The organism is Variovorax paradoxus (assembly GCF_030815975.1).
Classification (GTDB): Bacteria; Pseudomonadota; Gammaproteobacteria; order Burkholderiales; family Burkholderiaceae_C; genus Variovorax; species Variovorax paradoxus_N.
This window is the reverse complement of sequence record NZ_JAUSXL010000002.1, coordinates 225,628-237,201: the sequence shown is the minus strand read 5'-3', so window position 1 is coordinate 237,201 and position 11,574 is coordinate 225,628. Positions and strand designations below refer to the sequence as shown.

Here is an 11,574-nt window from a genome sequence, read left to right as displayed (position 1 = left end):
CGCCCTCATGGCAAGCGCCGTACTGGCCCGCGCACAGATTGCGACCCACACCTGCGACAGCCTGTGCGAGCTCGTGCGGGGGCTGCAGGAAGGCGCTGGCGCCATCATGCTGGCGGAAGAAGTGCTGGCCGATCCGGCCGCGGCTGCCCTGGCCGAAGCGCTGGGCTCGCAGGCTCCGTGGTCCGATCTGCCGGTGCTCATGCTTGCCCGCCAGGGCGCGGACTCGCCCGTCATCGTCAAGGCCATGGACCGGCTCGCGAACGTCACCGTGATCGAGCGGCCGATGCGGGTGGCCTCGCTGATCAGCACGGTCCGCACGGCGCTGAGGGCGCGCAACCGCCAGTACCAGCTGCGCGAGCTGCTCGACGGGCTGCGCGAATCGGATCAGCGCAAGACAGAGTTCCTCGCAACGCTGGCGCACGAATTGCGCAACCCGCTCGCCCCGATGAGCACCGCGCTCACGCTCCTGATGCGAAAGCCGCACGAGCCCGCGGAAGCCCGGCGCTACTACGAGCTCATGGGTCGGCAGATCGACCACATGGTGCGGCTCGTGAACGACCTGATGGAGGTCTCGCGCATCACGCGCGGCAAGATCGAGCTGCGCATGGAGGCGGTCGCGCTCGAAGCGGTGATCGAGGGCGCCATCGAACTGAGCCGGCCGCTGCTCGAAGGCGCCAGGCACGCGCTGAGCACCGAACTGTGCGGCAAGCCGCTCGTCGTGCGCGGCGATGGCGTTCGCCTGACGCAGGTGTTTTCCAACCTGCTCAACAACGCCGCAAAGTACACCGCACCCGGCGGAAAAATCCGGATCGTGCTGCGCGAAGAAGGCGGTGACGCCGTGGTCGAGGTCTGGGACAACGGCACCGGCATTGCGCCCGGAATGCTCAAGTCGATCTTCGAGATGTTCGTGCAGGTGAGCGGCACGTCGAAGGCGGCGCAGGGCGGCCTGGGCATCGGGCTGACGCTGGTGAAGAGCCTGGTCGAACTCCATGGCGGCAGCGTCGAGGCGAGCAGTGCGGGCCTCGGCCATGGCGCGATGTTCTGCGTGCGCCTGCCGCTCAGCCGCGCCGAGGCCGGCATGCCGCCGTCGCTGGCGCCGTCCGAACGCGGCTGGCCGGCGTCCTTGCCGGGCACGGTGCTGATCGTCGACGACAACCGGGATGCGGCCGATGCGCTGGGCGAGCTGCTGCGCTCGATGGGCGCCTCGACGCGCGTGGCCTACAGCGGAGATGCCGCGCTGCGCATGGCGGCCGAGGGTCCGGCGCCCGGGCTCGCGATCCTGGACATCGGCATGCCGGGCATGGACGGCTGCGAGCTCGCGACCAGGCTGCGCGCCAATCCCGCGCTTGCCGGATTGATCCTCGTCGCACTGACCGGCTGGGGCCAGCACGGCGACAAGGAGCGCATTGCGATGGCGGGGTTCGACCACCATCTGCTCAAGCCGCTCGACCTGCCGGCGCTGATCTCGATCCTGGGGCCGCCATGAACCACGATGCGACCACGCTTTCGGCGGCGGAGCATCCGGCCGGCAGGCCGTCGCCCTGGCGCCGCTGCCGCCAATGGCTGCTGCCGCTGTTGGGGCTTGCGCTGCTGGGCCTGCTGCTGTCGCACGCGCACAAGGTCGACTGGGCGAGCGCCTGGGATGCGCTCCAGCGCTATCCGGCGATGCTGCTGCTGGGGGTATGGGGAGTTGCAACGGCGAGCCATGCCCTCTATGGATGCTTCGACCTCATCGGCCGGCGGCACATGCGGCATCGGGTGCCGCGCTGGCGCACCTGGGCCATTGCCGTGACGAGCTATGCCTTCAACCTCAACCTGGGTTCGCTGGTCGGCGGCATTGCGATGCGTGCCCGGCTCTATGCACGCGCCGGCCTCGATGAAGCCACAGTGGCGCAGATCGTCGGCGTGAGCCTGGCCACCAACTGGCTCGGCTATGGGCTGCTGGCTGGCGGCCTGTTCGCGGCCGGCATCATCACGCCGCCGCGCCAGGCGAGCATCGGGGCGGACGCATTGCGTGCGCTTGGCGTGCTGATGATTCTTCTCGCGGCGGCGTACGTGGTGGCCTGCGCCTTTTCGCGCGGGCGGCAGTGGCAGATAAGGGGGCGGCGGCTGAGGCTCCCCTCGGCGCAGCTTGCGATCGTCCAGCTCACGCTTTCCACCGCCAACTGGGCATTGATGGGCTGCGCCATGTACCTGCTGCTGGGCCGGCAGGTGCCGTATGCCACCACGCTGAGCGTTCTGCTGGCTGCATCCATCGTCGGCGTGATCACGCCGATTCCGGCCGGGCTCGGCGTGCTCGAAGCCGTCTACCTGGCGCTGCTCTCGGGCACCGTGCGCCAGGGCGCGCTGATGGGGGCCGTGCTGGCCTACCGCGCGCTCTACTACCTGCTGCCGCTGTGCGGCGGCCTCGTGCTCTACCTGCTGCTCGAACGCTACGCGGCAAGCCACCCGCTGGACACGGAGGCCGACACACCATGGCGCGCGCAAATCCCCTGAAGCGCTACAAGGAGAAGCGCAACTTCGGCGTCACACCCGAGCCGCAGGAGGGCGGCGCGTCGGCGCCAGGCGTGCTGCAGTTCGTGGTGCAGAAGCACTGGGCGACCCGGCTGCACTACGACTTCCGCATCGAGCTCGACGGCGCGATGAAGAGCTGGGCGGTGCCCAAGGGCCCCAGCTACGACACGCACGACAAGCGCATGGCCGTGCATGTGGAGGACCACCCGATCTCCTACAACCAGTTCGAGGGCGAGATACCGCCCAGGCAATACGGCGCGGGCAAGGTGATCATCTGGGACAAGGGCAGCTGGACGCCCATCGGCGATCCGCGCAAGGGCTACAAGGCGGGGCGCCTCAAGTTCGAATTGCACGGCTACAAGCTGCGCGGCAAGTGGGCGCTGGTGCGCATGCACGGCAAGGCCAATGACAAGCAGGACGCGTGGCTCTTGATCAAGGAGCACGACGAGTACGCCCGTCCGGCCGCCGAGTTCAGCGTGGTCGACCAGTTCCCGGACAGCGTGGCAGCGATGCCGATGCCCGCTGCGGCTGTCGCGGCGCCCGCTGCGGCGGCGCCCGCGCCGGCAAGAAAGCGCGGCAAGGCATCCGCGAGCGGCATGCCCGCCGACGCGGTGAAGGCGGCCATGCCCGCCAAGCTTTCTCCACTGTTGGCCACGCTGGTCGACGGCCCGCCGCCCGACCCCGGCAACTGGTTCTACGAGATCAAGTTCGACGGCTACCGCCTGCTCGCGCGCGTCGATGCAAAAGGCGGCGTGCAGCTCCTTACGCGCAACGGGCACGACTGGAGCGGCCGCATGCCGCACCTGGTGCGCGCGATCGAGCGCATGAAGCTGAAGCCCGGCTGGCTCGACGGCGAGATCGTGGTGCTCAACGAGTCCGGCGGTACGGACTTCCAGGCCTTGCAGAACGCCTTCGACAGCGACAAGACGCGCAGCATCATCTACTTCCTGTTCGACCTGCCGTACTACGGCGGCTTCGATCTCACCGGCGTGCCGCTGGTGGAGCGCCGCGCGCTGCTGCAGGCGCTGCTTGCCAAGGCGCCGCCCGAAATCCGCTTCAGCGAAATCTTCGATGCGCCGCCCGAGGACATCGTCGCCTCGGCCTGCAAGATCGGGCTCGAAGGCGTGATCGGAAAGCGAAAGAACAGCACCTATGCATCGCGCCGTTCGCCCGACTGGATCAAGCTCAAATGCTCGCAGCGGCAGGAGTTCGTCATCGGCGGCTACACCGATCCCAAGGGCTCGCGGGTGGGCATCGGCGCCCTGCTGATCGGCGTGCACGACGACAAGGGCGACCTTGTCTACGCGGGTGCGGTGGGCGCGGGCTTCAACGGCCGAACGCTCGCCGACATGCTCGACAGGCTGACGCCGCTCGGCATCGACAAGCGGCCGTTCAAGAACCCGACCGAGAACGACCGCCGCGCGCACTGGGTCAAGCCGGTGCTGCTGGCTGAAGTCACTTTTTCCGAATGGACGAAGGACGGCCATGTGCGGCACCCGGTGTTCCACGCCGTGCGCTCCGACAAGCCGGCCAAGGCCATCGTCCGCGAGAAGCCGGTGCACCAGACGGGCGCCGACCGCGAACCCGAGCCCGAACCCGCCGCCACCATGCCCGCCAACTTCAAGGTCTCGCATGCCGACCGCGTGGTCGATCCGTCGACGGGCATCACCAAGGTGGAGGTGGTGCGCTTCTACGGCCTGGTCGCGCCGCTGATGATGGCGCACCTCAAGGGCCGGCCCGTGTCGTTCGTGCGTGCGCCGCAGGGCATCAAGGGTCAGCTCTTCTTCCAGAAGCATCTCGAGCTGGGCCAGATGGCCGGCGTGCGGCAGCTCGATGCGGCGCTGTGGCCGGAGCACCCCGAGCTGATCGAGGTGGCGGGCCCGCTCGGGCTCCTGAGCGCGGCGCAGATGAACGTCATCGAGTTCCATACCTGGAACGCCGTGAAGACGCTCATCGGCAAGCCCGACCGCATGACCTTCGACCTCGACCCGGGGGAGGGCGTCGGCTGGCCCATGGTGCTGCAGGCGGCACAGCTGATGCGCGTGGTGCTCGACGAGCTGGGCCTGCCGTCGTTCTGCAAGACCAGCGGCGGCAAGGGGCTGCACGTGGTGGTGCCGCTCAAGCGGCAGTACGACTGGGACACCATCAAGGATTTCTCGCAGGCCATCGTGCGGCACATGGCGCGGACCCTGCCGCAGATGTTCGTCGCCAAGAGCGGGCCGGGCAACCGCGTGGGCCGTATCTTCATCGACTACCTGCGCAACGGCTTCGGCGCGACCACCATCTGCGCCTGGTCGGCGCGGGCGCGGCCCGGAATGGGTGTGTCGGTGCCGGTGGAATGGCAGGAGGTTCCAGCGCTCACGAGCGGCGCGCAATGGACCCTGCGAAACATCCATGCCCGGCTCGACCGCGGCAACGATCCGTGGGCCGGGTATGCGAAGGCCGCGAAAAGTCCGGGTGCCGCGATGAAGCTGCTGGGGTTCGAAGCCGGGACGCGCACGCGCAAGCGCTAGCTGCACTCCACGCGGATCGCGGGGCTCGCCGGCGCATCTGCTGCTTCGAAGCTCAGAGTTCGATGAAGGCCGAGGTGGCCTTGTTCAGCGCCAGCTTGCCTTTGGCGGTGATCGATTCCACCTGGGCGAGATGGCGTATCGCCCGGTCGTCCGGCGCGTGGCTGGACGGCGGAATGAAAGCGGTCACCAGTTCGGCCGCACGCAGCACGCGCAGCCTGTCGATGTCGGCTGGCGTGTGGACGACGTATGGCAACTTCTGCTCGGCGATGACTCGAAGAAACTCCATGGACATGGGCCCTCTCCTTGTCTGGATGGTGGAGCGAGCATTCTGCGGAAAAAATCACAGTTCTGCCTAATCCCTGCGATGCACGCGACTTTCCGATGTGTACCTAAGTGTTCTTTTGTCGCCAACGCCGGAAACGAAGGTGCCGATAGTGTTTCGGCGGCGGGTGCTCACCTTGCCAACTGGATCGGTGCCGGGGCCCGTTCGGAGGAAAGAATCTGCCAGAGGGCAGGGGCCACGCCTTCGAAGGCAGCCGCATAGCGCTCGGCGCGGCTGTCCTCGCCGGTCACGTCGCATATCGCGACGCTGTCGATGCGGCCGGGATGGGCGCGAACGACCTGCCCGTAGATCTCGGGATCGCTTTCGCCCGAATCGCCCACCAGCATGAACCGGCGCTGCGGAAAGTCGGCCAGCAGGCGCTCGATCACGCCGAGCTTGTGCGTGCGCGAATCCTGCTCGCCGGGAATGAGCGTGCGCCAGGTCGTGCTCTCGCGCAGGTGCATGCTGCCCATGGGAAAGTCCGCATCGCGAAGGAAGTCGGCGAGCGCGGGGTACAGCTGCATCGGGCTGGCCGAGAGATAGTGGAAGCGCGTGTCCGGTGCCTTTGCCAGCGCGCGGTAGTACGCCGCCATGCCGGGTGCCGCTTCGAAGCGCCGTGCAAACGTGTTCAGCAGCATCTCGCGCCGGTCGCGCACCTGCGTGCGCTTGATGGTGTCGTCGATGTCCGAAATGATCGACAGGCCCTGCGCGGGGACGATCAATGCCTCGCCCCTGAAGCGATGCAGCAGTTCGCCGGGTCCGGTCACGGCATGGAACTTCAGCCACTCGCCGGAAGGCGGCGTGCGGGGGGCATCGATGACGATGCGCATGTTCATGCGGCCGTCGTCGCCCGAAGGCGGCGTGGCCACGCGCGCGGCACTGCCTTCGAAGTCGAGCTCGAACACCTTGCCTTCTTCCGACTCGGCATGGAACAGCGCGGTGCGCTGGTTGAAGCGCAGCCGCGCCGCGGGCGAGAGCTTCTTCAGGTTCAGGCCCAGGTAGCGCGCGAACGCGGCATTCAGGCCCCAGCGGCGCTCGGATTCGAAGACCCAGGCATGGATGTCGACCTCGAGCCGGCCATCGCCGGTGGGACGCGCGGTGCCGGGAATGAAGAGCGCTTCCTCGTCGGGATCGAGCCGCTCGGCCGCGCGCAACGCCTGCACGGGTGCAAGCCCGCAAAGCAATGCGGCGCCGACCACCAGGGAGCGGCGCCGCAGCGGCGGGGCGATGGCGTGCGGCTCGCCTGCGTTCATGCCTTCGGCGCAGCGACGCGTTCGTAGGTCACGAAGCTGTAGTGCAGGCCTTCCTTCGCCGAGACATGCGATTCGCGCTTTGTTTCTCGCCATTCGGAAGGGCTGAGTTCCGGCGCATGCGCGTCGCCTTCGTAGTCGCGCGCGATCTCGGTGACGACGGCCTGCTGTGCCAGCGGCTCGGCCTCGGCATAGATCTGCGCGCCACCGATGATCCAGACATCGGGCACTTGCGAATCCTCGCACAGCGAGAGCGCCTCCTGCAGGCTGCCCGCACGCTGCGCGCCTTCGGCCTTCCAATCGTCCTGCCGCGTCACGACGATGTTCCAGCGGCCGGGCAGCGGCCGGAAACGCGGCGGCAGCGAGTCCCAGGTCTTGCGGCCCATGACGACCGGCGCGCCGCCGGTCTGCTGCTTGAAGTGCGCCAGGTCTTCAGGCAGGTGCCAGGGCATGAAGCCATTGGCACCGATCACGCCGTTGGCGGCGCGCGCGAAGATCAGGTGGATGCGCGGTGTCGTGGCGAGGTCGGACATGGGCTTATACCGCCACGGGCGCCTTGATGGGGTCGTGGTGCCTGTAGTCGAGCACCTCGAAGTCTTCGTACTGGTAGTCGAAGATCGAGGCCGGCTTGCGCTTGATGTGGAGCGTGGGGTACGGGTAGGGCGCGCGGCTCAGCTGCAGCGCCACCTGCTCGGCGTGGTTGCTGTAGATGTGGCAGTCGCCGCCGGTCCAGATGAAGTCGCCCACGTCGAGTTCGCACTGCTGCGCCATCATGTGCGTGAGCAGCGCGTAGCTCGCGATGTTGAAGGGCACGCCCAGAAAGATGTCGGCGCTGCGCTGGTAGAGCTGGCAGCTCAGCCTGCCGCGCCCGCCCGGCGCCTGCGGCGGCGCCACGTAGAACTGGAAGAAGGCGTGGCAGGGCATGAGCGCCATCTTCGAGAGCTCGGCCACGTTCCATGCGCTCACGATGATGCGGCGCGAATCGGGGTTGGTCTTCAGCGTCTTGATGACTTCGGAGATCTGGTCGATGTGGCCGCCGTCCGGCGTGGGCCAGCTGCGCCATTGCACGCCGTACACCGGGCCCAGGTCGCCGTCTTCGCGCGCCCACTCGTCCCAGATGGTGACGCCGCGCTCCTTGAGCCAGTTGTTGTTGCTGGAGCCGGTCAAAAACCACAGCAGTTCCTGGATGATGGACCGCAGGTGCACCTTCTTGGTGGTCACCAGCGGAAAGCCTTCGTTCAGGTCGAAGCGCATCTGGTGGCCGAACACGCTCTTGGTGCCGGTGCCGGTGCGGTCGCTCTTGTGGACGCCATGGGTGTCCACGTGGCGCATGAAGTCTTCGTACTGGGAGCGGACGGGGCGGGTGGAGGTGGAGGTCATGGTAGGGCTGGCGGAGCGGGTGTTCGAATTTTAAGTGCCAGCGCGTAGCATCGCAGGCATGAGCGAACAGCACCACGACCATGGGCATGGCGGCCACGAACACAGCGAGCCCGGCGAGATGGACCTGCGCGTGCGGGCGCTCGAAAGCGTGCTCACCCGGAAGGGCTACATCGATCCGGCTGCACTCGACGCGCTGATCGACACCTACCAGACCCGCATCGGCCCGCGCAACGGCGCGCGCGTGGTGGCCAGGGCCTGGGTCGATCAAGAATTCCACGACTGGCTGCTGAGGGATGCCACGGCGGCCATTGCCTCGCTGGGCTACACCGGCCGGCAGGGCGAGCACATGGTGGCGGTGGAGAACACCGCGGAGCAGCACCACATGGTCGTCTGCACGCTCTGCAGCTGCTATCCCTGGCCGGTGCTCGGCCTGCCGCCCACCTGGTACAAGAGCGCGCCGTACCGCTCGCGGGCCGTGAAGGACCCGCGCGGCGTGCTGGCCGATTTCGGCACGGTGCTGCCCGAATCGACGCGCATCCGGGTCTGGGATTCGACCGCCGAGGTGCGCTACCTCGTCATACCGCAGCGCCCGGAAGGCACCGAAGGCATGAGCGAAGAAGAGCTTGCCGCACTGGTCACGCGCGATTCGATGATCGGCACGCGGCGGGTGGAAGCTCCCGCAACGCCAGGGAGTGCCGCATGAGCTATGTCACCCATGCCGACCTCGGCGGCCAGCCCGGTTTCGGACCGGTCACGCCCGAGCCCGAGGGCGAGCTGTTCCACGCCGCGTGGGAGCCGCGCGCGCTGGCGCTCACGCTCGCCATGGGCGCGACCGGCTCCTGGAACATCGATGCGAGCCGCGCCGTGCGCGAGACACTGCCGGACTACGGAAACCTGAGCTACTACCAGATCTGGCTCGGCGCGCTGGAGCAGCTGATGCTGCAGCGCGGCCAGGTTTTTCCGGACGAACTCGCATCCGGCGAAATGCGCCATCCCGCGGCACCGGTCGCTCGTGTGCTGCAGGCCGCCAACGTTCAGTCCGTGCTGGCCAAGGGCTCGCCCACCGAACGCCCCGAGCCGGGGCCGGCGCGCTTTGCCGTCGGCGAGCCGGTGCGCATGCGCCCCGGCAAGGCCGACCACCACACGCGGCTCCCGGGCTACGTGCAGGGCAAGCGCGGCGTGATCGAGCATGTCCACGGCGCGCATGTGTTCGCCGATGCGAACGCGCAGGGCCAGGGCGAGCAGCCGCAGTGGCTCTACACCGTGGTCTTCGACGAGGCCGAGCTCTGGGGCGAAGGCGCGCCGCGCCAGAACCTCGCGGTGTCGGTCGACGCCTGGGAAAGCTACCTGGAGCCCGCCGCATGAAGAGCGGCATGCCACCGCTCGCGCTCGCCCCCGGCATGCCGCGCGATGCCGACGGGCCGGTGTTCAACGCGCCGTGGGAAGCCCAGGCCTTCGCGATGACGCTGGCGCTGCACGAGCGCAGCCTGTTCACTTGGGTTGAATGGGCCGAAGCGCTCGCGGCGCAGATCGCGGCCGCGCAGGCCGCGGGCGACCCCGACACCGGCAGCACCTACTATCGCCACTGGCTCGCCGCGCTCGAAAGTCTGGTCGCGCGCAAGGGTGCCAGTTCCGACGATGAACTCGCGCGCTACCGCCGCGCCTGGGACCATGCGGCCGACCGCACGCCGCACGGCCAGCCGATCGAGTTGCGCGGCGAGGACTTTCCCGGCTAGACGCGGATCACACGTCCGGGGTTGAGCGTGTTCTTCGGATCGAGTCCGCGCTTGATCGCCCGCATCATCTCCAGCGCCACCGGCGACTTGTGCTTCTCGAGCTTGTCGACCTTGAGCGAGCCCACGCCATGCTCGGCCGAGAACGAGCCGCCGAACTTCTCGACCGCGTCGTACACCAGCGTGTTGATGCGCTCTTCCTCGTTCTTCAGGAAGGCCTTGGTGTCGATGTTCTCCGGCGCCTGCACGTTGTAGTGCAGGTTGCCGTCGCCCAGGTGGCCGAAGTTCACCAGCCGCACGCCGGCAATCTCGCGCGCCAGCAGCGCATCGGTTTCTTCCACGAAGGCCGGAATGCGCGACACGGGAATCGAGATGTCGTGCTTGATGTTCAGGCCTTCTTCGGCCTGCGCGAGCGGAATGCTCTCGCGGATGTGCCAGAGCTGGTGCGCCTGCGCGAGGTTCTCTGCCACCACCGCATCGGTCACGCAGCCGTCTTCGAAAGCGGTTTCGAGCAGCGCCTCGAAGCGCGCGCGCGCATGGTCTTCGGATTCGCTGTCGGAGTTCTCGAGCAAAACGCAGTACGGAACTGCGGCATCCCCGATGAACGGCACGCGCAGTTGGGGCATGTGCTTGTCGACCAGGCTCAGCGCAAACCGGCCCATCACCTCGAAGCCCGTGAGGCCCGAGCCCAGCTGCTTGTGCGCCAGGCCCAGCAGCGTCACCGCGTGGTCGAGCGAGGGCACCGCGGCCCAGGCCGTGAGCTGCGCGGCGGGCAGCGGGTAGAGCTTCATCGTGGCCGCGGTGATGATGCCCAGCGTGCCTTCGCTGCCGATCATCAGGTCGCGCAGGTCGTAGCCGGTGTTGTCCTTGCGCAGGCCGCTGGTGCCTTCCCAGATCTCGCCCTGCGGCGTGACCACTTCGAGGCCCAGGCACAGGTCGCGCGTGTTGCCGTAGCGAACCACCTGCGTGCCGCCGGCATTGGTCGCAAGATTGCCGCCGATGGTGCAGCTGCCCTCGGCCGCGAGGCTCAGCGGGAACAGGAAGCCCTGCTTCTCGGCCGCCTCCTGCAGGGTCTGCAGGATGCAGCCGGCTTCCACCGTCATCGTGAGGTTGGCCGCGTCGATGGTGCGGATGGCGTTCAGCCGCTGCAGGCTCAGCACCACCTGCGTGCCGCTCTCGTCGGGAATGGAGCCCACGGCCAGGCCGGTGTTGCCGCCCTGCGGCACGATGGCCGTGCCGGCCGCGGCGCAGGCCTTGACCACGTCGGCCACCTGCTGCGCATTGGCGGGCCGCACCACTGCCAGCGACTTGCCGCGCGCGCGCTTGCGCCAGTCCTGCTCGTAGGCGGTGAGGTCGCCCTCGTTCAGCACGTGCGGGGCGCCGACAATGGCGCGCAGTTGATCGATCAGCGAAGCGGAAGAAGCAGAAGTCGTCATGGGGTGGAAACCTCCAGTTGGCGGGCGGCCTTGGCGTTGCGCAGGCGCAGCCTCACATGCCAGGCGCAGGCCGCGAAGAGCATGAGGCACAGCAGCACCTCGACGAGCGCGAGCACCTGCCCCACGCCGTTGATGTCGCTCCAGGCGCGCACCACGCCCTCGGTGAAATAGAGCCAGATCATCAGGCTGACCCAGCGGTAGGTGTACATGCGGTTCTTCCAGAGCCCCGCGAGCGGAATGACCAGCGGCAGCACCTTGAGCGCCAGCAGCGAGCCGCCGGGCCGCAGCGGCGCGAGCCACAGCTCCCAGGCCAGGCCCAGCACGATCAGCCCGACGAGGCTGCCCACGGCAAGCCAGCGGGTGGCGCGAACGGAAGAAGAGGCTGGCGGTGTGATGGTTTTCATGGGCGGAGCACCGCGGAACCTG

The 11,574-nt window shown here is 68.1% G+C and carries 12 protein-coding genes; 6 read left to right on the top strand and 6 right to left on the bottom strand.

Features of this window, described 5'->3' with window-relative positions; genetic code table 11:
• The first annotated feature begins 7 nt into the window (after nt 1–7).
• The 3 genes from QFZ47_RS04875 to ligD are packed head-to-tail and all read left to right on the top strand — an operon-like array spanning nt 8 to nt 5,027.
• Nucleotides 8–1,486, top strand: coding sequence for a hybrid sensor histidine kinase/response regulator (locus QFZ47_RS04875; RefSeq protein ID WP_307654574.1), 1,479 nt, complete (start codon nt 8–10; stop codon nt 1,484–1,486).
• On the top strand, nt 1,483–2,496 hold the full coding sequence (locus QFZ47_RS04870; RefSeq protein ID WP_307654573.1) for a lysylphosphatidylglycerol synthase domain-containing protein: 1,014 nt from the start codon (nt 1,483–1,485) through the stop codon (nt 2,494–2,496). The genes QFZ47_RS04875 and QFZ47_RS04870 overlap by 4 nt, the downstream gene beginning before the upstream one ends.
• Complete coding sequence (ligD, locus tag QFZ47_RS04865; protein ID WP_307654572.1) at nt 2,475–5,027, top strand: DNA ligase D; 2,553 nt, start codon at nt 2,475–2,477, stop codon at nt 5,025–5,027. The genes QFZ47_RS04870 and ligD overlap by 22 nt, the downstream gene beginning before the upstream one ends.
• Nucleotides 5,028–5,079: 52 nt before the next feature.
• Here ligD and QFZ47_RS04860 read toward each other — a convergent pair whose 3' ends face one another.
• The 4 genes from QFZ47_RS04860 to QFZ47_RS04845 all read right to left on the bottom strand — a co-directional run bounded on the left by QFZ47_RS04860 (nt 5,080) and on the right by QFZ47_RS04845 (nt 7,979).
• Nucleotides 5,080–5,319, bottom strand: a complete 240-nt coding sequence (locus tag QFZ47_RS04860; protein ID WP_012746803.1) for a hypothetical protein — start codon at nt 5,317–5,319, stop codon at nt 5,080–5,082.
• Between the two features lie 161 nt (nt 5,320–5,480).
• Nucleotides 5,481–6,602 carry a phosphatidate phosphatase App1 family protein gene (locus QFZ47_RS04855; RefSeq protein WP_307654571.1) on the bottom strand — a complete coding sequence of 374 codons (1,122 nt, stop codon included), beginning with the start codon at nt 6,600–6,602 and terminating at the stop codon, nt 5,481–5,483.
• Complete coding sequence (locus tag QFZ47_RS04850) at nt 6,599–7,132, bottom strand: dihydrofolate reductase (RefSeq protein ID WP_307654570.1); 534 nt, start codon at nt 7,130–7,132, stop codon at nt 6,599–6,601. The genes QFZ47_RS04855 and QFZ47_RS04850 overlap by 4 nt, the downstream gene beginning before the upstream one ends.
• 4 nt (nt 7,133–7,136) lie before the next feature.
• Nucleotides 7,137–7,979, bottom strand: a complete 843-nt coding sequence (locus tag QFZ47_RS04845; protein ID WP_307654569.1) for a thymidylate synthase — start codon at nt 7,977–7,979, stop codon at nt 7,137–7,139.
• A gap of 58 nt (nt 7,980–8,037) precedes the next feature.
• Here QFZ47_RS04845 and nthA point away from each other — a divergent pair, with 58 nt between their 5' ends.
• The 3 genes from nthA to QFZ47_RS04830 are packed head-to-tail and all read left to right on the top strand — an operon-like array spanning nt 8,038 to nt 9,715.
• Complete coding sequence (nthA, locus tag QFZ47_RS04840; RefSeq protein WP_307654568.1) at nt 8,038–8,682, top strand: nitrile hydratase subunit alpha; 645 nt, start codon at nt 8,038–8,040, stop codon at nt 8,680–8,682.
• The gene (gene nthB / locus QFZ47_RS04835; RefSeq protein ID WP_307654567.1) at nt 8,679–9,344 is read left to right on the top strand and encodes a nitrile hydratase subunit beta; all 666 of its coding nucleotides are present in this window, start codon (nt 8,679–8,681) and stop codon (nt 9,342–9,344) included. The genes nthA and nthB overlap by 4 nt, the downstream gene beginning before the upstream one ends.
• Nucleotides 9,341–9,715 carry a nitrile hydratase accessory protein gene (locus QFZ47_RS04830; RefSeq protein ID WP_307654566.1) on the top strand — a complete coding sequence of 125 codons (375 nt, stop codon included), beginning with the start codon at nt 9,341–9,343 and terminating at the stop codon, nt 9,713–9,715. Before nthB ends, QFZ47_RS04830 begins: the two co-directional genes overlap by 4 nt.
• On the opposite strand, the gene QFZ47_RS04825 is transcribed toward QFZ47_RS04830, so the two are convergent.
• Both QFZ47_RS04825 and QFZ47_RS04820 read right to left on the bottom strand, forming a co-directional pair.
• Nucleotides 9,712–11,148 (bottom strand): FAD-binding oxidoreductase, encoded by a 1,437-nt coding sequence (locus QFZ47_RS04825; RefSeq protein WP_307654565.1) that lies wholly within the window; start codon nt 11,146–11,148, stop codon nt 9,712–9,714. The genes QFZ47_RS04830 and QFZ47_RS04825 overlap by 4 nt on opposite strands.
• Nucleotides 11,145–11,552 (bottom strand): DUF2069 domain-containing protein, encoded by a 408-nt coding sequence (locus tag QFZ47_RS04820; RefSeq protein ID WP_307654564.1) that lies wholly within the window; start codon nt 11,550–11,552, stop codon nt 11,145–11,147. The genes QFZ47_RS04825 and QFZ47_RS04820 overlap by 4 nt, the downstream gene beginning before the upstream one ends.
• Nucleotides 11,553–11,574: the final 22 nt, after the last annotated feature.

Bases quoted from the DNA above. Each gene is read 5' to 3' on its own strand.
- QFZ47_RS04875 (WP_307654574.1), top strand. From the start codon at position 8: ATGGCAAGCGCCGTACTGGCCCGCGCACAGATTGCGACCCACACCTGC.
- QFZ47_RS04870 (WP_307654573.1), top strand. From the start codon at position 1,483: ATGAACCACGATGCGACCACGCTTTCGGCGGCGGAGCATCCGGCCGGC.
- ligD (WP_307654572.1), top strand. From the start codon at position 2,475: ATGGCGCGCGCAAATCCCCTGAAGCGCTACAAGGAGAAGCGCAACTTC.
- QFZ47_RS04860 (WP_012746803.1), bottom strand. From the start codon at position 5,319: ATGTCCATGGAGTTTCTTCGAGTCATCGCCGAGCAGAAGTTGCCATAC.
- QFZ47_RS04855 (WP_307654571.1), bottom strand. From the start codon at position 6,602: ATGAACGCAGGCGAGCCGCACGCCATCGCCCCGCCGCTGCGGCGCCGC.
- QFZ47_RS04850 (WP_307654570.1), bottom strand. From the start codon at position 7,132: ATGTCCGACCTCGCCACGACACCGCGCATCCACCTGATCTTCGCGCGC.
- QFZ47_RS04845 (WP_307654569.1), bottom strand. From the start codon at position 7,979: ATGACCTCCACCTCCACCCGCCCCGTCCGCTCCCAGTACGAAGACTTC.
- nthA (WP_307654568.1), top strand. From the start codon at position 8,038: ATGAGCGAACAGCACCACGACCATGGGCATGGCGGCCACGAACACAGC.
- nthB (WP_307654567.1), top strand. From the start codon at position 8,679: ATGAGCTATGTCACCCATGCCGACCTCGGCGGCCAGCCCGGTTTCGGA.
- QFZ47_RS04830 (WP_307654566.1), top strand. From the start codon at position 9,341: ATGAAGAGCGGCATGCCACCGCTCGCGCTCGCCCCCGGCATGCCGCGC.
- QFZ47_RS04825 (WP_307654565.1), bottom strand. From the start codon at position 11,148: ATGACGACTTCTGCTTCTTCCGCTTCGCTGATCGATCAACTGCGCGCC.
- QFZ47_RS04820 (WP_307654564.1), bottom strand. From the start codon at position 11,552: ATGAAAACCATCACACCGCCAGCCTCTTCTTCCGTTCGCGCCACCCGC.